General features: G+C 73.5%; 17 protein-coding genes and 1 pseudogene. 6 read left to right on the top strand and 12 right to left on the bottom strand.

Going from position 1 to position 23,138, the window contains the following annotated elements; genetic code table 11:
• Positions 1 to 190: 190 nt before the first annotated feature.
• The 9 genes and pseudogenes from DER29_RS36290 to DER29_RS16750 form a co-directional block, all read right to left on the bottom strand.
• Positions 191 to 655: pseudogene (locus DER29_RS36290) on the bottom strand (NAD(P)-binding protein); the annotation flags it as partial.
• Positions 656 to 672: 17 nt separating this feature from the next.
• Positions 673 to 927, bottom strand: coding sequence for a (2Fe-2S)-binding protein (locus DER29_RS16785; RefSeq protein ID WP_233599864.1), 255 nt, complete (start codon positions 925 to 927; stop codon positions 673 to 675).
• Positions 911 to 2,059, bottom strand: coding sequence for an FAD-binding oxidoreductase (locus DER29_RS16780; protein WP_121398179.1), 1,149 nt, complete (start codon positions 2,057 to 2,059; stop codon positions 911 to 913). Before DER29_RS16780 ends, DER29_RS16785 begins: the two co-directional genes overlap by 17 nt.
• Positions 2,056 to 3,471, bottom strand: coding sequence for an aminopeptidase P family protein (locus DER29_RS16775; RefSeq protein WP_233599862.1), 1,416 nt, complete (start codon positions 3,469 to 3,471; stop codon positions 2,056 to 2,058). Before DER29_RS16775 ends, DER29_RS16780 begins: the two co-directional genes overlap by 4 nt.
• Before the next feature lie 35 nt (positions 3,472 to 3,506).
• Entirely contained in the window at positions 3,507 to 4,913 is a 1,407-nt protein-coding gene (locus DER29_RS16770) for an aldehyde dehydrogenase (RefSeq protein WP_121399285.1), read from the bottom strand.
• Positions 4,910 to 5,911, bottom strand: a complete 1,002-nt coding sequence (locus DER29_RS16765) for a proline racemase family protein (RefSeq protein WP_121398178.1) — start codon at positions 5,909 to 5,911, stop codon at positions 4,910 to 4,912. Before DER29_RS16765 ends, DER29_RS16770 begins: the two co-directional genes overlap by 4 nt.
• The gene (locus DER29_RS16760) at positions 5,911 to 6,804 is read right to left on the bottom strand and encodes a dihydrodipicolinate synthase family protein (RefSeq protein ID WP_121398177.1); all 894 of its coding nucleotides are present in this window, start codon (positions 6,802 to 6,804) and stop codon (positions 5,911 to 5,913) included. Before DER29_RS16760 ends, DER29_RS16765 begins: the two co-directional genes overlap by 1 nt.
• Before the next feature lie 214 nt (positions 6,805 to 7,018).
• Positions 7,019 to 7,726, bottom strand: a complete 708-nt coding sequence (locus DER29_RS16755; protein ID WP_121398176.1) for a GntR family transcriptional regulator — start codon at positions 7,724 to 7,726, stop codon at positions 7,019 to 7,021.
• A gap of 204 nt (positions 7,727 to 7,930) precedes the next feature.
• Positions 7,931 to 9,256, bottom strand: coding sequence for an FAD-dependent oxidoreductase (locus tag DER29_RS16750; protein ID WP_121398175.1), 1,326 nt, complete (start codon positions 9,254 to 9,256; stop codon positions 7,931 to 7,933).
• Positions 9,257 to 9,534: 278 nt separating this feature from the next.
• On the opposite strand from DER29_RS16750, the gene DER29_RS16745 reads away from it, so the two are divergent.
• The gene (locus tag DER29_RS16745) at positions 9,535 to 10,065 is read left to right on the top strand and encodes an SRPBCC family protein (RefSeq protein WP_199729331.1); all 531 of its coding nucleotides are present in this window, start codon (positions 9,535 to 9,537) and stop codon (positions 10,063 to 10,065) included.
• A gap of 76 nt (positions 10,066 to 10,141) precedes the next feature.
• Here the strand turns inward: DER29_RS16745 and DER29_RS16740 are convergent, their stop codons facing one another.
• The gene (locus DER29_RS16740; RefSeq protein ID WP_121399284.1) at positions 10,142 to 11,365 is read right to left on the bottom strand and encodes a multidrug effflux MFS transporter; all 1,224 of its coding nucleotides are present in this window, start codon (positions 11,363 to 11,365) and stop codon (positions 10,142 to 10,144) included.
• Positions 11,366 to 11,867: 502 nt separating this feature from the next.
• Between DER29_RS16740 and DER29_RS16735 the strand changes: the two genes are divergently transcribed.
• The 5 genes from DER29_RS16735 (at position 11,868) to DER29_RS16715 (ending at position 20,074) form a co-directional block, all read left to right on the top strand.
• Entirely contained in the window at positions 11,868 to 12,743 is an 876-nt protein-coding gene (locus DER29_RS16735; RefSeq protein WP_121398173.1) for an IS5 family transposase, read from the top strand.
• Positions 12,744 to 12,804: 61 nt separating this feature from the next.
• A complete protein-coding gene (locus DER29_RS16730; protein WP_121398172.1) occupies positions 12,805 to 13,116 on the top strand; it encodes a hypothetical protein in 312 nt (103 codons plus the stop codon).
• Positions 13,117 to 13,188: 72 nt separating this feature from the next.
• Positions 13,189 to 13,569 carry an MmcQ/YjbR family DNA-binding protein gene (locus DER29_RS16725; RefSeq protein WP_121398171.1) on the top strand — a complete coding sequence of 127 codons (381 nt, stop codon included), beginning with the start codon at positions 13,189 to 13,191 and terminating at the stop codon, positions 13,567 to 13,569.
• 276 nt (positions 13,570 to 13,845) lie between these two features.
• Entirely contained in the window at positions 13,846 to 19,308 is a 5,463-nt protein-coding gene (locus tag DER29_RS16720; RefSeq protein ID WP_121398170.1) for a carboxyl transferase domain-containing protein, read from the top strand.
• A gap of 172 nt (positions 19,309 to 19,480) precedes the next feature.
• Positions 19,481 to 20,074, top strand: coding sequence for a hypothetical protein (locus DER29_RS16715; protein WP_121398169.1), 594 nt, complete (start codon positions 19,481 to 19,483; stop codon positions 20,072 to 20,074).
• An 82-nt stretch (positions 20,075 to 20,156) separates the two neighbouring features.
• On the opposite strand, the gene DER29_RS16710 is transcribed toward DER29_RS16715, so the two are convergent.
• Both DER29_RS16710 and DER29_RS16705 read right to left on the bottom strand, forming a co-directional pair.
• On the bottom strand, positions 20,157 to 21,467 hold the full coding sequence (locus DER29_RS16710; RefSeq protein ID WP_121398168.1) for a PQQ-binding-like beta-propeller repeat protein: 1,311 nt from the start codon (positions 21,465 to 21,467) through the stop codon (positions 20,157 to 20,159).
• Between the two features lie 245 nt (positions 21,468 to 21,712).
• Positions 21,713 to 23,122, bottom strand: coding sequence for an ABC transporter substrate-binding protein (locus DER29_RS16705; RefSeq protein WP_121398167.1), 1,410 nt, complete (start codon positions 23,120 to 23,122; stop codon positions 21,713 to 21,715).
• Positions 23,123 to 23,138 lie beyond the last annotated feature (16 nt).

Genomic DNA, 23,138 nt, shown 5'->3' with positions numbered 1-23,138 from the left:
CGGCCACCACCGCCATCCGGCGGTGGTAGGGCACCGTGTGCCGGAGCATCCGCCAGCCGTACCGGCCGGCCTCGGCGAGCTTGCCGGCCGCGCCGGCGACCGCACGGAGGTGGCGGGCGTACCCCGCCGGGTCGTTCGCCTCGTAGACGCCGACGACGGTGCCGCCCGCCTCGGCGAGGCCGGTCGCGACCGGCAGCAGGAACGGTCCCGTTCCCGCCACCACGATCCGCCGCGCGAAGGTCACCCCCTGGCCCTTGAGCAGGGCCTGGGCGCCGCCGGCGGTCACCACCCCGGGCAGGTCCCAGCCCGGGAACGGCACGACCCGGTCGTGGGCGCCGGTGGCGACGACCAGCCGGCGCCCGCGCACCGCCCCCGACCGGGTCTGCACGGTGAACTCCGGATCGGTGCAGCCCGCCGTGGCCCGGCGGAACTCGACGAACCAGACGGCGGCGTCGGCGCGGTGGTCGACCCGGCCGAGTTGCCCACGCAGCCGGGCGAACGTCGACCAGTCGGGGTGGCCGCTGCCGTCCGCGTCGGGCCGGTGCCGCCAGAACTGCCCGCCCGGCCGTGGCCCGGCGTCCAGCACCGCCACCCGGCAGCCGGCCCGCGCCGCCGAGGCCGCCGCGGCCAGCCCGGCCGGTCCGGCGCCGATCACCACCACGTCGTACGCGGTCACGGCCGCGGCCCGTCGTCGTGGGTCTCGACCACGTCGCCCGGGCGGGCGATGACCAGGCAGGCGCGCTGAGACGACGCCCCGTTGACGCGGACCAGGCAGTCGAAGCAGATTCCGATCCCGCAGAAGATCCCCCGGGGTCGGCCACCGACCCGGGTCCGGCGCCACGAGCGGACGCCGGCGGCGAGCAGCGCGGCGGCGATCGTCCGTCGCCCGTCGGTGGGGACGGGGCGGCCGTCAAAGGTGAACATCATGGCGCTCCGGGGCGAATGGTCGTAGGTCCACGTCCGGGCGGCGCCCGGTCAGCAGCGCCGCGACGGCGTGCCCGGTGGCCGGGGCGAGACCGATCCCGGCCCCCTCGTGGCCGGCGGCGTGGTAGAGGCCCGGCGCCCGGGGATCGGCGCCGATCACCGGCAGGTGGTCGGGGCTGTAGGGCCGGAACCCCCGGTAGGCGCGGATCGCCGAGACCCGGCCGAGGACCGGGAAGAGCCGGACCGCTCCCGCCGCCAGCCGGCGCAGCGCCGGCAGCGGGAAGGTCGGATCGAATCCCACCCGTTCCCGGGTGGAGCCGATCAGGATCGTGCCCGCCCTGGTGCCCTCCACCACCGGCGACACCTCCAGGTCGCCCGTGCTGCGGCCGACGTTGGCGACGTAGCCGGCCGCGTACACCTTGTGCCGCACCAGTGGCGGCAGCGCCTCGGTGACGAGGATGAAGCCGCGACGGGGCAGGATCGGCAGCTCGACGCCGGCCAGGGCGGCGACCTCGCCGGCCCAGACGCCGGCGGCGTTGACCACCGTCGTGGTGTGCAGCGTTCCCCGGTCGGTCACCACGCCCCGGACCGCTCCCGCGGCGTCGCGGCGCACACCGACGACCGTGGTCCCGGTCAGCACCCGCACCCGGGCGGCGCGCAGCAGGTGTGCGGCGGCCAGCATCGGCTGCACCTGCGTGTCCTGCGGATAGTGCACGCCGCCGGCGAGGTCCCGGGCCAGGTGCGGCTCGTGGTCGGGCAACGCGTCGGCGGCAACCTCGTACGCCTCGACCCCGGCCCCGCGCTGGCTCGCGGCGAACGCCCGCAGCGCGGCGTGTTCGGCCGGCGAGGCGGCCACCACCAGGCCGCCCTTGTGTTCCAGCTCGATCCGTTCCGCGCCCAGGGTCTCCCCGAGTTCCCGCCACAGGGCGACGGAGTGGCGGGCCAGCGCCAGCTCCGGCCCGGGCGGCTTGTCGGAGACGAGGATGTTGCCCTCGCCGGCGCCGGTGGTGCCGGCGGCCACTCCGCCCCGGTCGACCACGGTGACGGTCAGTCCGGCGCGGGCGGCGTAGTAGGCGCAGGCGACGCCGACCATGCCCGCCCCGATGACGACGACGTCCGGGCTGGCGGTGGTCATGAAGCGATGCGGTGCATCCACGCCTCGACGTCGTCCGCGCGGCGGGGCAGGTCGTCGGAGAGCATGCGGTATCCGTCGTCGGTGATCAGCACGTCCTCCTCGATGCGCATGCCCAGCCCGCGCAGCTCGGCGGGGATGAGTTCGTCGTCCGGCTGGAAGTACAGTCCCGGTTCCACGGTCAGCACGTGGCCGGCCGCCAGCCGGCCGTCGAGGTAGGTGTCGGACCGGGCGGCGGCGCAGTCGTGCACGTCCAGACCGAGCATGTGGCCCGAGCCGCAGAGGGTCCACCGGCGGTGCAGGCCGCTGTCCTCCGCCAACGACTGCTCCGGCGTGCAGGGCAGCACCCCGAGATCCGCCAGCCCGTGCACCAGCACGGTCATCGCCGCCTCGTGGAACGCCCGGAACCGCGCGCCCGGCCGCAGGCACTCCAGCGCGGCGTCGTTGGCCCGCCGGCACAGCTCGTACAGATCACGCTGCAGGGGGCTGAACCGGCCGGAGACCGGCAGCACCCGGGTGATGTCGGCGGTGTACAGCGACCGGGTCTCCGCCCCGGCGTCGAGCAGCAGCAGGTCACCGTCGCGGACCGGCCCGTCGTTGTCGTTCCAGTGCAGGGTCGCCGCGTGCGCGCCGGCGGCCACGATGGACTGGTAGCCGACGTCGTTGCCCTCCAGCCGGGCGCGCTGCCAGAACACCCCCTCCAGATACCGCTCGGACGTACGCATCGCCATCGGCAGCGCCCGCACCACGTCTTCGAAGCCCCGGGTCGTGGTGGCCACCGCCTGCTCCAACTGGGCGATCTCCCAGGGGTCCTTGAGCAGGCGGAGTTCGGCCAGCACCGTGGCGAACTCGGCATCGCCGGCGGTGGCCCCGCCGCCGAGCAGCGCGTCGACGCCCCGGTCGACGTCGCGCAGCACCCGGGTCGGCGTGTGCGCCCCGGCCAGCGCCGGCGCCAGCTCGGCGACGTGGCGGGTCGGCAGGGCGAGCCGCCGGCTGCTCTCCCCCAGCGTGGGGCGCCGGCCGGCCCACAGCTCGCCGTAGACCCGGTCCCGGAAGAACTCGCCGTCCTTGCGCCCCGAGCGTGGGCGCAGGAACAGCGTGGCTTCTCCGTCGGGTTCGATCACCAGGACGCCGTCGGAGGACTGATCGCCGGTCAGCCAGGTGTAGGCCGAGTGGGGTCGGAAGCGGAAGTTCTGGTCGTTGGAGCGCTGCTTGTAGCCCCCGGCCGGGACCACCAGGCGCTGGCCGGCGAACAGGTCGTGCAGGCGCGCACGCCGGGTCGCGGCCCAGCCGGCGACCTCGTCGACCGGCAGGTCGTACTGCTCGGTGTCCGCCCAGCCGGACGACATGAACTCCTCGAGCGCGGGGCTGACCGGCAGGTCGTGGCTGCCGGTACGCAGGTCGGCGCGGGTCACAGCGGCTCCTTGACGGGGATGGTGGGTGGGGTGGGTCAGTTGGGTCGCGGCGGCGCCGCGAAGGTGACGGTGCGAACCGAGGTGTAGAAGTGCAGGGCGGCGGTGCCCTGTTCGCGCGGGCCGTAGCTGGAGGCCTTCTCGCCGCCGAATGGCGCGTGGAAGTCCACCCCGGTCGTCGGCGCGTTGACCCGGATCAGGCCGGTGTCGACCCGCCGGGCGGCGTCGAGCAGCGCTCCGACGTCGCGGCCGTGCACGGAGGTGACCAGCCCGTACCGCACGTCGTTGACCAGGTCGACTGCGCTGGCCAGGTCCGGCACGGCCAGGATCGTGGCCAGCGGCCCGAAGGTCTCCTCCCGGGCCACGGCGTGTGCCGGGTCGAGCCCGTCGATCAGCACCGGCGCGACGTACCAGCCGTCGTCGGCGGTGGTCGGGCCTCCTGTGCCGCCGGTGAGCAGCCGCGCCCCGCTCGCCCGCGCGGCCTCGGTGGCCTCGAGGACCCGGCTGCGCGCCGCCGCGTCGATCACCGGGCCGGCGACCACGGTCGCCTCGGCCGGATCGCCGAACCGCAACGACGCCACGGCGGCCACCAGCGCCTCGGTGAACTCCCGCGCGTCGCCCACCACGACGATCCGCCGGGTCGCGGTGCACTTCTGCCCGGCGTACCCCATCGCGGCGTTGGCCAGGAGCGCGGCGGTCTGCCCGAGATCCGCGTCGGGCAGCACCAGGGCCGCGTTCTGGCCGCCCATCTCCGCCTGCACCGGCAGCCCGGCGCGGGCGGCCGCGACCGTGACCTGAGCGCCGACGGTCGCGGACCCGGTGAACGAGACGACGTCGCTCGCCTCGACGACCGCCCGTCCGGTCTCCGTCCCGCCCGGTACGACGTGCAGCAGTCCGTTCGGCAGCAGCCCTTCGAACAGCCCCTCGACGGCCTCGCCGCAGGCGAGCGCGTCCGGGGAGGGCTTGAGCAGCACGGCGTTGCCGGTGGCGAGCGCCGGTGCGGCCTTCCACAGCGGGATGGCCAGCGGGAAGTTCCACGGCGTGACCAGCCCGGCGACGCCGCGCGGGCGGCGTTCGGTGAAGAGCAGGCCGGGCTGGTGCGCCGGGAGCGAGGGTGCCAGCACGTCACCGGTCGCGGCATAGCAGGCCTGCGCGTAGTAGTCCAGGATGGCCGCGCCGCGGTCCACCTCGGCGCGGGCCTCGCTCACCGGCTTGCCGACCTCGCGGACGACGAGGTCGGCGACCGCGTCGGCCCGGTCGCGCAGCCGGTCGGCCGCCGCGCGCAGGGCCGAGGCGCGGCCGGCCGGCCCTTCCCGGCACCACCCGGCCTGTGCGGTACGCGCCCGCGCGGCCAGCGCCCGGACCTCCTCCTGGGTCGCCGCGGCCCGCTGGACGACCACGTCGCTCGGGCACTGCGGGGAACGACTCCGAATCAGCTCACTCACCACAGGAATCCCGCCGGGAAGGGGTCGTCAGGGTCGAGGAAGTACTGGGCGGTGCCGGTCAGCCAGGCCCGCCCGGTGACGGTCGGCACCACCGCCGGGCGACCCGCGACGGTGGTGGTGCCGACCAGTCGCCCGACGAACCGGGTGCCGAGCAGGGACTCGTTGACGAAGTCCCGGTCGAACGGGAGCAGGCCCCGGGCGTGCAGCTGCGCCATCCGCGCCGACGTGCCGGTGCCGCAGGGCGACCGGTCGAACCAGCCCGGGTGGATCACCATGGCGTGCCGGGAGTGGCGGGCGTCCGAGCCCTCGCCGGCCAGGTACACGTGGCGGCAACCGGAGATGTCCGGCTGCTCCGGATGCACCGGACGGTCGGTGGCGTCGACCGCCGCCATGATGGCCAGTCCGGCCTCCAGCAGCGGCTGTTTGTGGACGCCGTCGAGGCTGAGCCCCAACTCGGCGAGGTCCACCATTGCGTAGAAGTTCCCGCCGTAGGCCAGGTCGTAGCGGACCCGTCCCAGGCCGGGAACGTCCACCACGGCGTCCAGCGCGGCGGCGAAGGACGGGACGTTGCGGATCGTGACGGCGGTGGCGCGGCCGGCGGTCACCGCGACCGACGCCACCACCAGTCCGGCGGGCGTGTCCAGGCGTACGGTGGTCACCGGCTCGGTGACCTCGACCATCCCGGTCTCGACCAGCACGGTGGCCACGCCGATGGTGCCGTGGCCGCACATCGGCAGGCAGCCGGACACCTCGATGTAGATCACGCCGAAGTCGGCGTCCGGCCGGGTCGGGGGTTGCAGGATCGCCCCGGACATGGCCGAGTGGCCCCGGGGCTCGTACATCAGGAAGGTGCGCAGGTGATCGAGGTGGGCCATCAGGTGTTCCCGGCGCTGCGCCATGGTGGCGCCGGGGATCACCGGGACTCCGCCGGTGACCACCCGGGTGGGCATCCCCTCCGTGTGCGAGTCGACCACGTGGATGACGCGGTTGGTGCGCATCAGCGGTGACCCGCCGCGAGCAGTCGCTCGGTGGTCTCCCGGATCTCGGTGACGACCGCCGGGGGCAGGGGCTGGCGCGGCTGGCGGGTGGGTCCGCCCGGCCGGCCGGCCACGTCCATGGAGAGCTTGATCGCCTGGACGAACTCCGACCGGGAGTCCCAGCGCAGCAGCGGGTGCAGCGTCCGGTAGAGCGGCACGGCGGTCGCCAGGTCCCCGGCGACGGCGGCCTGGTAGAGGCGGGCGCAACTGTCCGGGATGGCGTTCTGGTAGCCGCCGATCCAGCCGACCGCGCCGGCCATCAGCAGTTCGAGGGCCACGTCGTCGGCGCCGGCCAGCAGGTCGAGGCCGGGGGCGAGTTCGGCGATCTCGTACGCGCGGCGGACGTCGCCGCTGAACTCCTTGACCGCGACCACGAGGCCCTCGTCGAAGAGCCGCCGCAGCAGTGCCGGCGTGAGGTCGACGCGGGTGTCGAGCGGATTGTTGTAGGCGACGATCGGCAGGCCGGCCTTGGCCACCTCCCGGTAGTGGGCCAGCACGGCCGCGTCGTCGGCGCGGTAGGCGGTGGGCGGCAGCAGCATCACCGCCTGGCAGCCCGCCTCGGCTGCCTGGTCCGCCCAGCGTCGCGCCTCGTCCGCGCCGTACGCCGATACGCCGGGAACCACCGAGAAGCCGGCCGGGGCCGCCTGCACCGCGGTCCGCACGACGGCCTCGCGTTCCCCGGCGCTGAGGACCTGGTACTCCCCCAGCGAGCCGTTCGGGACGACCCCGCGGCAACCGTTCTCGGCGAGCCATCCGACGTGCGCCGCGTAGGCGCCGAGGTCGACACTCAGGTCACGGGAGTCGAACGGCAGGGCGGTGGCCGCCAGGACGCCCCGCCACGGAATCTGTTCCACGCCACCTCCAGTAAAATGTTACATGGCACCGTAGCACGGCTGTCGGGGACGTCACCAGGTGCGAATGGTGTTCCTCTTCCGGCACCGGCGCCCGTCGTCGGCGCAGTGATGTGCCGGCGGTGGCACGCAGGGAGGTGCGGCCGGCGGTCCAGGCGTCCAGCAGGTGCGCGGCAGCGGACCGGCAGACGCCGGCCCGCGGTGACTGACGCCCCGGCTAACGCTCGGGTCGGTCGGCCCAGATTCCGCGCACGTGCCGCAGGTGGCTGCGCATCAGGTCCACGACCCCGTCCCGGTCCCCCGCCGCGAACAGCTCCATGAGCTGGACGTGCTCGTCCGCCGAGTCGACCAGCCGGCCGTCCCTGACCAGCGCGTCGAGTCCGTACAGGCGGGTGCGGTTACGCAGGTCGGCCACCGTCTCGACCAGCCGCAGGTTGCCGCCCGCGCGCAGCAGGGTCAGGTGGAACTCGCTGTCCGCCTCGATGTACGCCACGACGTCGCCCCGGCTCGCGGCCCTGACGATGGCCTCCGCGAGGACCCGGAGCTCGCGCAACTGCTCCGCCGAGAGCCGGCCCACCTGGTCGGCCACCACCGGGATCTCCAGCAGTTCCCGGATCTGCGTGATCTCGTCGAGTTCCCGCTCCGACAGGGAACGGATCCGGAAGCCCTTGTTCTTGACGATCGTGATCAGGCCCTCCTTGGCCAGATCGAGGATCGCCTCGCGCACGGGCGTCGGGGAGACCCCGAACTGCGTCGCCAGGGTGGGCGCCGAATAGATGGTGCCGGGCCTGATCTGGCCCGCCACGATCGCGGCGCGCAGCGCGTGCGCCACCTCCTCGCGCAGGCTCTGCCGACCCTGGATGGCCGCCAGCGCCAGTCCTGACCCGGCGGCGCCGGAACCGCCCGCCTGCCAGTCGGCCGTCACAACCACTCCACCCTGCTCAGCTCACCGGGGGCGGTGAGGTGACCCCTCGTCCCGACGAACACCGGTCGACACACGTACGCCGAGGTTGGAGCTTACCGGTCGACGCGGCACCGGCCGGGCACCTCCTCGCCAGGCGTCCGGTCGGTGCCGACGGCGACCGCCGCCGCCGAGCGGCTGGGCCGCTGAGCAGCCGGCCCCGCCGCGTCAACCGCCCGTCTGCGCCAGGATCTCCGCAGCCGCCCGCTCGCCGGCCTCGATAGCCCCGTCCAGGTAGCCCGCCCACCGGGTGGCGGTCTCCGTGCCGGCCCAGTGCACCCGCCCCACCGGCTGGCGCAGCTCCGGGCCGTAGCCACACCAGGAGCCGGGGGTGGGCGCCCCGCAGAAGCAACCGCGCGTCCACTCGTCGGCCGACCAGTCGTACTCGACGAACTCCTCGGGCCGCCGGGCGGCCGGTCCGGCAACGGCGGCGAGGGCGTCGAGCAGGCTCGCCCTGCGGTCCTGCGGCGGCATCCGTCGCAGCGCGTTCGCCTCCGGGCCGTAGCTGAACGCGGTGAGCACCCCGCGCGGGGAGGCCGGGGTGCTGTTGTCCACCGTCTCGGTGACCGGCCCGGCGAGGCAGAACGCGACGCCGGAACGGCCGTCGGCGCGCCAGAACGGCTCCGGGTAGATCGCGTGGACCTTGATCGCCGAGCCCATCGGCATCCGCTGGGTGAGCGCGTCGCGCAGGGGCGGCAGCGGCGGGTCGTACCGGATGCGCCCGGCCAGCGTCGGCGGCACGGCGACCACCACCGCGTCCGCCTCGACGCGGTCGGTGTCGGTGTGCACGACCACGCCGGCGCGGTCCTGCGCGATGGCCCGCACGGGCGCGCACAGCCGTACCGCGTCCGGGCCGAGGGCGGCGGCCAGCGCCTCGGCCAGCACCGGCGGTCCGCCGACGATCCGGTCCTGCTGCGCGCCGCCGGCCATCGCGAGCAACGCCCGGCTGCCGCCGCCGGAGCGCAGGTAGAACGCCAGTTGGAGCACGGAGATCTCGTCGGGGCCGGCGGCCAGCAGCCCGCCCGCGAGCAGCCGCCCGAGGTACCGGGCGGTGGCCGGGTCCGGCGCGGCCGTGCGCAGCCAGCCGGCCAGCGTCGTACGGTCCCACTCGGCGGCCTCGGCACCGGCCCACGGCGCGGCCGGGTCGACCCGCTCGGCGTACGCGTCGAGCAGGTCGAGGACCCGCGCGGCGGCCTCGGGCGCCCCGGCGTGCCGGCCGTCGGGGAACAGCACGCCCGACGCGCCGTACGCGGCGGACGGGAAGGTGGCGATCCCGTACCGCGCGAGCAGCCCGTTGACCCGGTCCTGGGTGGGGCCGACCCACTGGGCCCCGAGATCGAGCTGGGTGCCGTCGGCCAGCCAACGGGTGAGCACCCGCCCGCCCACCCGGTCCCGCGCCTCCAGCACCCGCGTCCGCACGCCGGCGCGGGCGAGCGCGAGCGCGGCGGCCAGCCCGGAGAAGCCGGCGCCGACCACGACGACCTCGGTTCCCATGCGGCGGCATACCCGTTCCCGCCGCCGCCATGACCCCGACGCCGGATCGCGGCAGCCGGCGGCGGGAGCCGCGTGCGACCCCGGCGACCGGGCGGGTCTACCGCCGGCCGTCGCGATGCGCGCGCGCCGTTTCGTCGGCATCGAGACACATGAGCGTGCCGGGGCTGCGCGGTCGGCCCCGGGCGGGCCATCCTTGTCCGGTGCGGCTGTCGCCCGTCCGACGACGGTGGGTGCGGTGCGCGGACCGGAAGACAGTGAAGGACACGAAGGAGGATGCCGTGCGCTACGTCGACGGCCCGGCGGTCGAGTGCGACCTGCACGTGGCAGCCGATCCCGACCGGGTGTGGGAGCTGGTCACGGACATCGAGCTGCCCCCGCGGTTCAGTCCGGAACTGCGCCGGGTGCGATGGTTGGACGGCAGCCGGGGGCCGACGCTCGGCGCCCGGTTCGAGGGGCACAACCACCATCCGGCGCTGGGCGAGTGGCGCACCATCTCGCACGTCGTGCGGTTCGACGCGCCGCGGGTCTTCGGCTGGGTGGTGCTCGACCCGGACAACCGCTTCGGCGGCGGCCCCACCGATCCCGGGCGACCGGGTGCCACCTGGCAGTACCGCCTCACCCCCGAGGACGGCGGGTGCCGACTGTCCCACTCCGTGCGGATCGGCCCCACCCGCACCGGGCTCAGCCTGGTCATCGACCAGGCCCCCGAGAACGAGGAGCAGGTCATCGCACGCCGGCTGGACGCCCTGCGCGAAGCCATGACCGGCACGTTGCAGGGCATCCGGGACCTCGCCGAGCAGCCGCGCTGACCACGACGGTGGCAGCCGCACGGCGGTGGCGGGTCCGGCCTCGGCGCGACGCCGGGCCGGACCCCTCACCGCCCGCTCAGTGCGCGGCCAGGACCACCGCGTCCGGTTCGAGGTCGGCGAGCCGGGACGGCCGCACGACGACGAGCAGGACCGCCGTCGCCGCCAGCATGCCTCCCGCGACGACGACGGACATGGCGACCGCGCCGGTGCCCAGGACGCCCACCAGGGGCGCGGCCAGCGCACCGACGCCGAACTGCACGGCGCCGAGCAGGGCGGAGGCCGTGCCGGCCGCCTCCCCGTGACGGGACAGGGCCAGTGCCGGCGCGTTGGGCATCGCGAGGCCCGCCGCCGCGAGCACCACCCACAACGACACCAGCAGGCTCGGCAGCCCGCCGAACCCGGTCACGGCGAAGGCCAGCAGTGCCAGTCCGGCCACGCTCCCCGCGGCCAGGGCGACGACGAGGATCCGCTGCGGCGAGTGGCGGCGCAGCAGCCGCACGTTGAACTGGGTCGCCGCGATCAGGCCGACCGCGCCCGCTCCGAAGGCGAACCCGAACTGCTGCTCGTCCAGGCCGTACTGCTCCTGGAAGACGAACGACGACCCGGCGACGTACGCGAACAACGCCGCCATGGCCAGTCCGGCGACCAGGACCAGGCCCACGAACGTACGGTCGCGCAGCAGCGAGCCGTACACGCCCACCGTCGCGACCACCCCGCCGCGCCGGCGCCGTTCGGCGGGCAGCGTCTCGCGGAGGCCGAGCGCGGCGACCACCACGAGCAGCACACCGAAGGCGGCCAGCGCCACGAACACGCCGCGCCAGTCCGTCCAGCGCAGCAGCCCGCCGCCGAGGGTCGGCGCGAGGATCGGCGCCGCCCCCATGACCAGCAGCAGCCGGGAGAGCAGCTTCGCGAAGGCCGCGCCGTCGAACAGGTCACGGACCACGGCCATCGCGACCACCGAGGCCGCGGCGACGCCGAGGCCCTGCACCACCCGCAACACGCCGAGAACCGCGATGGTCGGCGCGACGACGCAGAGCAGCGACGCCACGACGTGCAGCGCGATGCCCGCGATCAGCGGCGCGCGCCGGCCGACGGCGTCGGACAGCGGGCCGATCAGCAACTGGCCGAGGGCGAGGCCCGCCAGCGTGCCGGTGAGGGTCAGTTGGACCGCCGCCGACGTGGTCCGGAAGTCGTCGACGATCGCGGGAAGCGCGGGCAGGTACATGTCGATGGTCAGCGGACCCACCGCGATCAGCGACCCGAGGACGAGGACGAGCCGCAGGCGTTGCCGGGGGCTCATCAGGTCACCGGGCGTCAGCGGGGCTGCCGGCCCCTGCGGGGCGTCGACGGCGGCCGTCATCGGCTCGCCTCCGACCGGTCGGTACGCAGCCGGGCTGGGAAGAGTGCAGGAGTCACATCTGGCTCCAAATCCGGATCCGGTGATCTCATTCCCGCTCGGCGGGGAGGTAACGGAGTTCACAGTCGGCCGGCGGCGGTCGGACGGCGACCGGAGCCGCTGCGCGCAGCCGGTTCCTGCCGGTCGGGCCCGCTCGCCAGCACCATGCTCTCATCCGCGGCGGAGGACCCGCCGCAACCGGATCCCGCGCGCCCTGGCCAGTAGAGACCGGCGGCCAGCTCGTGCGATCGGCTGGTCGCCCGGCCCGCGGTGACCTCGGTGATCGCGGCACCGCCACGCCCGGGGCCGTCACCCGCTCGGGTGCCGCGGCGGTCGCGCGCCGCGCAGCGGCTAGGGCCTGTTTCAGAAGTTGATCCACGGGCTCGTCTCCGTCGATGATCTTGTGGTGGGTCGTGGTGATCTGACCGACGAGCAGTGGACGATGTTGGAGCCGCTACTGCCCGCGTCGGTGGGGCGTGGGCGGCCAGCGGTGTGGTCGCGTCGACTATTGATCAACGGGATCAGGTGGCGGGTGCGGACGGGGTGTCCGTGGCGTGATCTGCCGCCGGAGTACGGACCGTGGCAGACGGTGTATGGGCTGTTCCGGCGGTGGCAGCGCTCGGGGGTGTGGGCGCGGATCCTCACCGCGTTGCAGGCCAGGGCGGACGCGGCCGGCTTGATCTGCTGGGAGGTCAACGTCGACTCGACGATCTGCCGGGCTCATCAGCACGCCGCCGGCGCCCGACGCGACGTTGACGCGCAGCGGGAGCCAGCCGGTGGGGTGGTGTCTGAGCCTGCCGATCACGGACTCGGCCGGTCCCGCGGTGGCCTGACCACGAAGATCCACCTGGTGTGTGAGCAGGGCCAGAAGCCACTGTCGATCCTGGTCACGGCCGGGCAGCGCGGGGACTCGCCGCAGTTCGTGCCGGTGCTGCGGGGTATCCGGGTGCCCCGGCTGGGACCAGGCCGACCACGGCAGCGGCCGGTTCGGGTGCGCGGCGACAAGGCGTACTCGTCGCGGGCCAACCGTGAATATCTGCGCCGCCACGGGATCAAGGCCACCATCGCCGAGCCCGCCGACCAGGCCCGCAACCGTAAGAAGCGCGGCGCAGCCGGTGGCAGGCCACCAGTGTTCGACGTCGAGGACTACAAGGCCCGTCACGCCGTGGAGTGCGGCATCAACCGGCTCAAACGACACCGTGCCGTGGCCACCCGCTACGACAAACTCGCCGTCCGCTTCGAAGCTGCCGTGCACGTCGCCGCGATCAACGAGTGGCTCTGACCACCGAGCATCACCTCATGCGAAGCTGAGCCCGCTGACCAGCAGAGCAGGGAGACACCGGATGGCCGCCGACTACTACTACGCCGACACCGAGAACGGCGACCACATCGACGACCCCTCCGAAGACGCCCTGTTCATGCTCATCGACGAGCTGAACCGCGCTGACAACACCTTCGTCACGATCAACCCTGCCGACGACGACCCAGCCTGGTACGCCTCGATCTCACTGCTCGACGACGACACCTACGAAGTCGAACGCCGTGACACCCACCAGCACATCCACGACCTCACCATCGAGACCGACCCTGGCCACATCGCCAGGGACCTCACCATCTGGCTAGCCGGCCGCCACTACCCCAACCGACCAGCCTGAACCTCAGTCCGTACTTCTGAAACAGGCCCTAGTCTGCGCGGGTGCGGGAGACGATGTTGCGGAGCAACCCCGATGGCTGACGCCGACGACGTCCGTCACGTGGCGCTGGCGCTGCCCCACGTGGTCGAGATCGACAGCGAGGGCTTCGACTTCCGGGTCGCCGACAAGGGGTTCGTCTGGTCCTATCCCGAGCGCAGACCCGGCACGTCGCGTCTGATCCGGACCGACGTCGCGGTGCTGTACGTCGGCGACGAGGCGGAGAAGCAGGCGTTGCTCCTCGGCGAGCCCGAGGTCTTCTTCACCACGCCCGCGTACGAGGGGCTGCCCCTGGTCATGCTGCGGCTGGCGGAGGTGGACGTCGACCGCCTGACGGAACTCGTCACCGACGCGTGGCGCATGCGTGTTCCGGGTTCGCTCGTCGGCGACCTCGACGGCGGCACCGGTCCCCGCTGAGGCCCCCGTCGCGACACCCGTTGGCACGAACCCGCCAGTAACATATGTGCGCCGCGGGCGCACCATCCTCCCACGAAGTGGACGGCCGCAACACATGCCGGGAAACGATCACGGTTGCGTACGACGTTTCGCCTGGTCACGGCCATGATCCCGCGCGTCCGCCGAACGGATTCGCACCCCTGACCTTTTGATCCACAGGCGGAAGGGTGGACACTGCCGAAGGTGCCGCCGCATTGCGGCGCGCCGCATCATTGGTCAAAAAGGAGGGCTCGGTCGGTGTTCAGTCGTGTCGCCATCGTCAACCGTGGTGAGGCCGCCATGCGGCTCATCCACGCCGTACGGGCCATCGCCGCGGAGACCGGGACACGGATCGAGACCGTCGCCCTGCACACCGACGTCGACCGTACGGCCACCTTCGTCCGCGAGGCGGACCTGTCCTACGACCTCGGTCCCGCGTCCGCGCGCCCGTACCTCGACCTGAAGGTATTGGAGCGCGCGCTGGTGGAGACCGGGGCCGACGCCGCGTGGGTAGGCTGGGGCTTCGTCGCCGAGGACCCGGCGTTCGCGGAACTGTGCGAGAGGGTCGGCGTCACCTTCGTCGGCCCGAGCCCGGACGCCATGCGCAAGCTCGGCGACAAGATCGGCGCGAAGCTGATCGCCGAGGAGGTCGGCGTGCCGGTCGCGCCGTGGAGCCGCGGCGCGGTCGAGACCCTGGACGCCGCCCTGGCGGCGGCGGCCGAGATCGGCTACCCGCTGATGCTCAAGGCGACCGCGGGTGGCGGCGGACGCGGCATCCGCGTGATCACCAACGAGGCGGAGCTGGCCGACGCCTACGAGCGCACCAGCCAGGAGGCCGCGCGGGCGTTCGGCAGCGGCGTCGTGTTCCTGGAACGCCTGGTCACCGGCGCCCGGCACGTCGAGGTCCAGGTGATCGCCGACGGCCAGGGCACCGCGTGGGCGCTCGGGGTCCGCGACTGCTCCGTGCAGCGGCGCAACCAGAAGGTCATCGAGGAGTCGGCGTCGCCGGTGCTCGGTCCTGAGCAGACGGCCGAACTCAAGGCGTCGGCCGAACGGCTCGCCGTCGCGGTCGGCTACCGCGGCGCGGCGACCGTCGAGTTCCTCTACCACCCCGGCGACCGGCTGTTCGCCTTCCTGGAGGTCAACACCCGCCTGCAGGTCGAGCACCCGATCACCGAGTCCACCACCGGGTTCGACCTGGTTCGGGCGCAGCTGCACGTGGCCTCGGGCGGGCGGCTCGAGGGCGAGCCGCCGGTGGAGCGCGGGCACGCCATCGAGGCCCGGCTGAACGCCGAGGACCCCGACCGCGACTTCGCGCCCTCCCCCGGCCGCATCGCGCGGCTGGACCTGCCGGCCGGGCCCGGCATCCGCGTGGACACCGGCGTCAGCGAGGGCGACACCATCCCCGCCGACTTCGACTCCATGATCGCGAAGATCATCGCGTACGGCCGCGACCGCGATGAGGCGCTCGGCAGGCTGCGCCGGGCGATGGCCCAGACCACGGTGATCATCGAGGGCGGCGCGACGAACAAGAGCTTCGTGCTCGACCTGCTCGACCAGCCCGAGGTGATCGACGCCAGCGCGGACACCGGCTGGATCGACCGCGTCCGGGGCGAGGGCAGGCTCGTCTCGCACCGGCACTCCGCCGTCGCGCTCGCGGCCGCCGCCATCGAGGCGTACGAGGAGGAGGAACGCGTCGAGCGGCAGCGGCTGCTGTCGACGGCGTTCGGCGGACGCCCGCAGGTGCAGCACGAGAGCGGCCGGCCGCTGGACCTCAAGCTGCGCGGCGTCGGCTACCGCGTGCGCGTCGCGCGGGTCGGCGCACACCGGTTCCGCGTCGGCGTCGAAGCGGGTGGCGCCGTGCGCACCGCCGACGTCGAGTTGGAGCGCTTCGACCGGCACACCGGGCAGATCGTCGTCAACGGCACCCGGTACCGCCTGCTCATCGGCACGCACGGGCCGATCCACCTGGTCGAGGTGGACGGCGTGGCGCACCGGGTCACCCGCGACGAGGGCGGTGTCCTGCGTTCGCCCATGCCCGCGCTGGTCGTCGCCACCCCGTTGAAGGTCGGCGCCGAGGTCGAGGCGGGCGCGCCGGTGCTGGTGCTGGAGAGCATGAAGATGGAGACGGTGCTGCGGGCGCCGTTCAAGGCGCGGCTGAAGGAATGCGTGGTGTCCGTCGGCACCCAGGTGGAGACCGGCGCGCCGCTGCTGCGGCTGGAGCCGCTCGCCGACGACGCCGAGGCCGGGGAGGCCGCGGCGACCGAGTCCGTCGAGCTGGACCTGCCCGCCGCGCCCGCGAGCGTCCCGGCGTGGGAGCGCGCCACGCGCGGTCAGGAGGACCTGCGCAGCCTGTTGCTCGGCTTCGACGTCGACCCGCACGACGAGCGCCGGCTGCTCGACGACTACCTCGCCGCGCGCCGGGCGGCCACGGAGGACGGCCACCGCCCGCTGGCCGAGGAACTCGGCCTCATCGACGTGTTCGCCGACCTCACCGAGCTCAGCCGCAACCGGCCGACGGGCGAGGACGGCGGCGGCGCCGGCCACGTGCCGAGCGCCCGCGAGTACTTCCACACCTACCTGCAGTACCTCGACGTCGACCGGGCCGGGCTGCCGGAGGCCTTCCAGGCCAAGCTCGCCACGGCGCTCGCGCACTACGGCGTCACCGAGCTGGAGCGCTCCCCCGCGCTCGAAGCCGCCGTGTTCCGGATCTTCCTCGCCCTGCAACGCGCCTCCGCCGACGCCACGGTCGTCGCGACGCTGCTGCGCGCCTGGCTGCGGGAGCCGCCGCCGGACGAGTCGCTGCGCGAGCCGGCCGGTCTCGCGCTGGAGCGGCTGGTGGCCGCGACGCAGGTCCGCTTCCCCGTGGTCTGCGACCTCGCGCGCGGCGTGGTGTTCGCCTGGTTCGCCCAGCCGCTGCTGCGCCGCAACCGCGCCCGCGTCTACGCCGACGTACGGCGGCACCTGCGCCACCTGGACGCGCACCCGGACGCGCCGGACCGCGCCGAGCGCATCGCCGAGATGGTGCGCTCCACCGAGCCGCTGGTGCGGCTGCTCGGCCAGCGGCTCGTCCGCGACGACCTCGACAACGCGGTCATGCTGGAGGTGCTGACCCGGCGGTACTACGGCAACAAGGACCTCACCGGCGTACGCACCAGCGAGGTCGAGGGCTGCACGTTCGTCGTCGCCGAGCGGACGGGCTCGTGCGTGGTCTCCGCCGCCGTGGGCTTCGACGCGCTGGGCAGCGCGCTGCGTGGCCTCGCGGAGCTGGCCGGCGGCCACGACGCGATCGACGTCGACATCTACCTGGCCTGGGAGAACCAGCCGGCGGACTTCGACGCGATGGCGGCGGCGCTGCACGAGGTCGTCAGCGCGCACCCGCTGCCGAGCCAGGTCCGCAGGCTCACCGCCACCGTCGCGGGCCGCAGCGGCGCGGTGATGCACCACCACTTCACGTTCCGTCCGTCGACCCTCGGGATGGTCGAGGAGCGGCTGATCCGCGGCCTGCACCCGTACATCGCGCAGCGGATGCAGATGGAGCGGCTGAGCAAGTTCGACCTCACCCGGCTGCCGTCGTCGGACGAGGAGGTCTACCTCTTCCAGTGCGTGGCGCGGGAGAATCCGTCGGACGACCGCCTCGTCGCGTTCGCGCAGGTGCGCGACCTGACCGAGCTGCGCGAGCACGACGGCAGGCTGGTGGCGCTGCCGACGGCCGAGGACGTGCTCGCCACCTGTCTCGACTCGATCCGCCGCGCCCAGTCGCGGCGGCCGTCGAGGAAGCGCTTCAGCACCAACCGGATCGTTCTCTACGTCTGGCCGCCGAGCGACCTCACCCGCGCGGAGCTGGAGATGATCGCCCGGCGGGTGCTGCCCACGACCGCGGGCGCCGGGCTGGAGGAGATCCTGTTCATCGCCCGGCAGCGCGACCGCAGGACCGGCGAGTTGACCAAGATCGCCGTACGCGTCTCGTTCGACGCCACCGGCGGCACCGCGCTGACCGTCGGCGAGCCGTCGGACGAGCCGGTCGAGCCGCTCGACGACTACCGGCAGAAGGTGCTGCGCGCGAGCAGCCGCAACGCGGTCTACCCGTACGAGCTGACCGGGCTGCTCGGCACGTTCGTCGAGCACGACCTCGACGAGAACCACGCGCTGGTGCCGGTCGAGCGGCCGAAGGGGCGCAACAGCGCGGCGATCGTGGCGGGCGTGGTGACCACGCCGACCCGGCGGCACCCGCAGGGCGTCACCCGGGTCGTGCTGCTCGGCGACCCGACGAAGGCGCTCGGCGCGCTGTCGGAGCCGGAGTGCCGCCGCGTGATCGCCGCGCTGGACCTGGCCGAGCGGATGCAGGTGCCGCTGGAGTGGTACGCGCTGTCCGCGGGCGCCCGGATCTCCATGCAGTCGGGCACGGAGAACATGGACTGGGTGGCCGCGGCGCTCAAGCGGATCGTCGAGTTCACCCAGGACGGCGGCGAGATCAACATCGTGGTCGCGGGCATCACCGTCGGCGCGCAGCCGTACTGGAACGCCGAGGCGACGATGCTGATGCACACCAAGGGCATCCTGGTGATGACGCCCGACTCGGCGATGGTGCTCACCGGCAAGCAGTCGCTCGACTTCTCCGGCGGGGTCTCGGCCGAGGACAACTTCGGCATCGGCGGCTACGACCGGGTGATGGGTCCGAACGGGCAGGCGCAGTACTGGGCGCCGAACCTGGCCGCCGCGCGGGACGTGCTGATGGCGCACTACGAGCACACGTACGTCGCGCCCGGCGAGCAGGGGCCGCGGCGGGCGCGGACGACCGATCCCGTCGACCGCGACATCTCCGACTTCCCCCATGTCGTGACGGGCAGCGACTTCACCGCCGTCGGCGAGATCTTCTCCGCCGAGGCCAACCCGGACCGCAAGAAGCCGTTCGACATCCGGACCGTGATGCGGGCGCTCTCCGACCAGGACCACCCGGTGCTGGAACGGTGGGCGGGCATGGCCGACGCGGAGACCGTGGCGGTGCAGGACGTACACCTGGGTGGCATGCCGGTGTGCCTGATCGGCATCGAGTCACGGTCGGTGCCGCGGCGCGGGTTCCCGCCCACCGACGGCCCGGACACCTACACCGCGGGCACGTTGTTCCCGCGGTCGTCGAAGAAGGCCGCGCGGGCGATCAACGCGGCCAGCGGCAACCGGCCGCTGGTGGTGTTGGCGAACCTGTCGGGCTTCGACGGCTCGCCCGAGTCGATGCGCAACCTCCAGCTGGAGTACGGCGCCGAGATCGGCCGCGCGATCGTGAACTTCCGCGGGCCCATCGTGTTCTGCGTGATCTCGCGGTACCACGGGGGCGCGTTCGTGGTGTTCTCGAAGGCGCTGAACCCGAACATGACCGTGCTCGCGCTGGAAGGCTCGTTCGCCTCGGTGCTCGGCGGCGCCCCCGCCGCCGCGGTGGTGTTCTCCGGCGACGTCAACGCCCGTACCGCGGCCGACCTGCGCGTGCGGGAGCTGGAGGCCCGCGTCGCGGCCGCCTCCGGCACCGACCGCGCGGCGCTGACCGCGGAGCTCGACGAGCTGCGCTCGACGGTGCGCGTGGAGAAGCTGGGCGAGGTGGCCGCCGAGTTCGACCGGGTGCACAACATCCAGCGCGCGGTCGAGGTCGGCTCCGTCGACGCCGTCATCCGCGCGGCGGAACTGCGCCCGCGCATCATCGAGGCCATCGAGGCCCGCCTGCGCTGACGGAGGCGCGCCACGGCGAGGTCCTCGCCGTGGCGCGTCGCGCCTGATCGCAGACCGGCGCCCGTACCGGCGTGGACGCGTTCCGCGCCGGTACGGGCACCCGCCCCGCCGCCGGCGGAGGCGTGGTTGCCGGCCAGGAGCACGCTCCAGGCATCTGGCACGATCGGAGCCCATGCACCCCTTCGCGCACTTCCTCCTCCCCGGCTTCCAGCAGGTGGCCGCCGACAGCTGGGCCAACGACGAGCGGATCGTGATCCAGGCGAGCTTCTTCAACCTGGTTCCCGACCTGCCCGCCCCGCTGACGGACCCGCCCGCGCTGCGCAGGGGGATGGCGAAGATGGCCGCCGCCCAGGGCGGTGCGCTGATCGAGGCCGACGTCATGCCGGTCGGCGGCCAGCCGGCACTTCGCCAGCTCATCAAGGTCAAGCTGCCCAACCAGCCCCACGGCCAGGCGTTCCTGGGCAGCTACATCGTGCCGAAGGCCGCGTGCAGCGCGGTGCTGCGGGTGCAGGCCGCCGAGAGCGCGGGGTTCGGCCAGCGGGAGGCGATGGTCATGGGCCAGGTCGGCCCCGCGAACTACTTCAGGCCCCACCCGTACGGGTCCGAGGGCGAGGGCGGCCTGCCGTCGCACGTCGCCGACGATCCGGCGTACGACGCCCGGTTCCCGCAGCACCCGCTGACCCGGGTACGCCAGGTGATGGCCCAGCTCGCACAGCAGGTCCAGGTGCACCCCGGCTTCGCGGCGCTGCCGCCGTTCGCCGGCTGAGTCCGGGCGCGCGGCGGTCCGGCCGTGCGCGCGGGCCGGTGGCGGACAAGGCCGCCGGCCCGCGACGGTCCGGCGGGCCGGTTCAGAAGGCGTACAGGTCCAGGGCGATCCCGTCCGGTCCCCCGGAGTGGCTGACCGCGACCCAGTCGTCGCCGGCCCCGGCGAGCCAACCGGGGTACCGGCCGAGTTGGCGACCGGTCGACACGTCGTGGACGAGCACGACCGGCCGCTCATCTGCCGCGCCGCTGACCGCCACGAGGCGTTTCGTCACGCTCGACCGCCAGCTCGCCGAGGTGCCGGACAACCCCGGATCCGGCGCGCTCCACCGCGTCGCGCCGGTGGCCGCGTCGAGCAGGGCCAGCTCGCCCTCGTCGGCGTTGCGCCGCACCAGCACGGACCGGTCGTCCCCGTCGACCGGCACGCCGGAGGCGGCCCCCTCCCACTGCGTCCTGCCGGTCCGCAGGTCGATCACCTGGGGCCGGCCGGCCGCGGTGACCGCGACGAGCCGGGTGCCGGCCCCGAGCAGGGTCAGCCCGCTGCGGTCGTGCGCCAGTCGCTTGGCACACTCTCCATCCTCGCGACGCCCGCTGAAGACCTCGCCGGACCAGCCTCTGGCACCGGTGGCCGCGTCGACGGTGGCGATGCTGACCGTGCACCGCCGGTCGTCCCGGGGTGGATCGTGGTCGGTGGTCACCAGCAGGCCGTCGGCGACGAAGCCGTGCCAGGCCCGGCTCGGTAACCGGCCGGCGCCGGCCTTGCCGGTGGTGGGTGCGACGGTCGTGTAGGTACGCCCGTCCAGCCGCACCGCCACGTACCGGTCGGTGGGCGCGGCATACGGCGCCCGGACGCCGAGCGCCTCGTCGGACACCCGGGCGAACCGGTCGGCGGTCAGTTTCCACAGCTGGCGGCCGTCGTGGAGGTCGCGCGCGACGACGACGCACTTCGCCGACCGTCCGGTGCCGACGCACTCGCGGTCGTACACGACCTTCTGCTGGACGACGACGTCCTGGGTGTCCTCCGCCCGCCAGCGGGTGGCGCCGGTGGCCGCGTCGAGCACCTCCAGCGGCCCTCCGTCGCTGGCGCTGAGGACGATCAGATCGCCGGCGACCGTGTACTGGTAGCTCACCGGGAACGGGTGACGCCAGCGGTCCTGCCCCGTGGAACGGTCCACCGCCCGCAGCTCCCGCTCGTCGGGCACGACGATGACCTGGCCGAGCTGCGTCAACGGCTGGTCGAGCCGGTCGGCCGTCACCGACCAGGTCGGCTCCGGGCCCTCCTGCTCCGCTCCGGTCTCGCTGCCGCGCAGGCTCTCCTGGGTCACCTCGACCCGCAGCGCCGGCCGCTCCGGCGGCTCCGCCCGTGGCCCGGTGCAGGCGGTAAGCCCGAGAATCACACTCAGGGCTGCCCCTGCCAGGCTCCAACGGGGTGGGCGGTACGACGGCGACAACGGTCTCTCCCTCGATCGGCGGCACGGCCCACCTTACGAACCGCCCGCACCCACGCCGTACGCGATGCACCGACGACCGACGCTCGCGCGGAGGTCCTCCGGCCGACTCCGCCGGTGTTCGGCGGCCGGCAGCGGAGAAGGGCCGGTTCTGGCGGAACCGGCCCTTCTCGACGATCAGCCCGGTGCGGTGGTCAGCTGACCGACTTGTTGTAGCTGTCGATGGCGCCCTGCACGCTCGCCGCCGCGTCCTTCATGGCCTGATCGGCCGGCTTGCTGCCGACGATCGCCGCCTCGAGGCCGTCCTCGGACGCCTTGCGGGCCTGCGGCATCACGCCCAGCAGGCAGCCGGCCGACGCGACCGACGGCGGCAGCGCGTGCAGCTGGTCGACGGCGGTGCGGAACTGGGGGAACTTCGCCATCCAGTCCTTGTCGATCTGCTCGTCGAGCGCCTTGGCGTTGATCGGCACGTACCCGGTGCTGGTGTGCCACTTGGCCTGCTCGACCGGGCCGGAGGCGAACTTCACGAACTCCCAGGCGGCCCGCTTCTCCTTGTCGGTGTGGCCGACGCCGTTGATCCACAGCGAGGCGCCACCGATGATCGGTCCGCCCGTGGAGGAGGCGCTCACCTTCGGGTACGGGGCGGTGAGCACGGTGAACTTGCCCTTCGCGGCGTCGACGTAGCCGCGCAGCACGCTGGTGGACTCCAGGTGCATGGCGACCGTGCCCGACTTGAACGCGGCCTGGGCGTCGTCGGTCTTGCGGCCGGTGTTCGTCGCGTAGCCGCCCTTCACCAGGTCCGTCCACCACTGCGCGACCCGCACGGCCGTCTCCTGGTCGAACTGCACCTTGGTGGCCAGGCCGCTGCGCCCGTTGCCCTTGTCGCAGTACTCCTTGCCGTCGGTGGCGAGCAGCTGCTCCACCAGCCAGCCGTAGATGGCGGCGTTGAAGCCGTACTGGACGGTCTTGCCGCTGGCGTCCTTGACCGTGAGCTTCTTCGCCAGCTCGCCGATCTCGGTGAGGTCCTTCGGCGGCTTCGTCGGGTCGAGGCCGGCCCGCTCGAACGCCTCCTTGTTGATGTAGAGCAGGGGCGTCGAGGAGTTGAACGGCATCGACCAGAGCTTGCCGTCGACCGAGTAGTAGCTGGCGATGTTCGGCTCGATGTCGCCGGCGTTGAAGCCGTCCTTCTCGATGAACTTGTGCATCGGCACGACCTGCTTCGAGTCGACCATGAAGCGGCTGCCGATGTCGTAGATCTGCACCAGGGCCGGCGTGCTCTTCTGCTGCACCGACGCCTTGTACTTCGCGATCGTCTCGTCGTAGCTTCCCTGGAAGACCGCCTTGACCTCGACCTTGCCACCGCTCTGGGCGTTGAAGTCCGCCACGAGCTTGTCGACGGCGGTGGCGTTGGCCCCCTTCATCGCGTGCCAGAACTCGATCGTGGTCTTGTCCGTGGCCTTCTCCAGCACCTCGGCGCCGGGCGCGTCGAGCGCGCCGCTGCCGCCGTCGGTGCCGGACCCGGAGTCGCCGCAGGCCGTGAGCGCGGCGGCGGCCACGACGGCGACGAACGCCGCCGCCGTACGGCGGAGCCGAGGTCTTCTCATTGGTTCTCCTTCTCGA

It is taken from the genome of Micromonospora sp. M71_S20 (assembly GCF_003664255.1).
Classification (GTDB): Bacteria; Actinomycetota; Actinomycetes; order Mycobacteriales; family Micromonosporaceae; genus Micromonospora.
Note: the sequence above shows the minus strand (reverse complement) of the source record. Positions and strands in the feature narration are given on the sequence as shown.

What these genes read in the sequence shown, in the direction of transcription:
- DER29_RS16750 (WP_121398175.1), bottom strand. Translation starts at nt 9,256, where the DNA reads ATGGGAACCGAGGTCGTCGTGGTCGGCGCCGGCTTCTCCGGGCTGGCC.
- DER29_RS16740 (WP_121399284.1), bottom strand. Translation starts at nt 11,365, where the DNA reads ATGAGCCCCCGGCAACGCCTGCGGCTCGTCCTCGTCCTCGGGTCGCTG.
- DER29_RS16730 (WP_121398172.1), top strand. Translation starts at nt 12,805, where the DNA reads ATGGCCGCCGACTACTACTACGCCGACACCGAGAACGGCGACCACATC.
- DER29_RS16780 (WP_121398179.1), bottom strand. Translation starts at nt 2,059, where the DNA reads ATGACCACCGCCAGCCCGGACGTCGTCGTCATCGGGGCGGGCATGGTC.
- DER29_RS16705 (WP_121398167.1), bottom strand. Translation starts at nt 23,122, where the DNA reads ATGAGAAGACCTCGGCTCCGCCGTACGGCGGCGGCGTTCGTCGCCGTC.
- DER29_RS16765 (WP_121398178.1), bottom strand. Translation starts at nt 5,911, where the DNA reads ATGCGCACCAACCGCGTCATCCACGTGGTCGACTCGCACACGGAGGGG.
- DER29_RS16725 (WP_121398171.1), top strand. Translation starts at nt 13,189, where the DNA reads ATGGCTGACGCCGACGACGTCCGTCACGTGGCGCTGGCGCTGCCCCAC.
- DER29_RS16715 (WP_121398169.1), top strand. Translation starts at nt 19,481, where the DNA reads ATGCACCCCTTCGCGCACTTCCTCCTCCCCGGCTTCCAGCAGGTGGCC.
- DER29_RS16785 (WP_233599864.1), bottom strand. Translation starts at nt 927, where the DNA reads ATGATGTTCACCTTTGACGGCCGCCCCGTCCCCACCGACGGGCGACGG.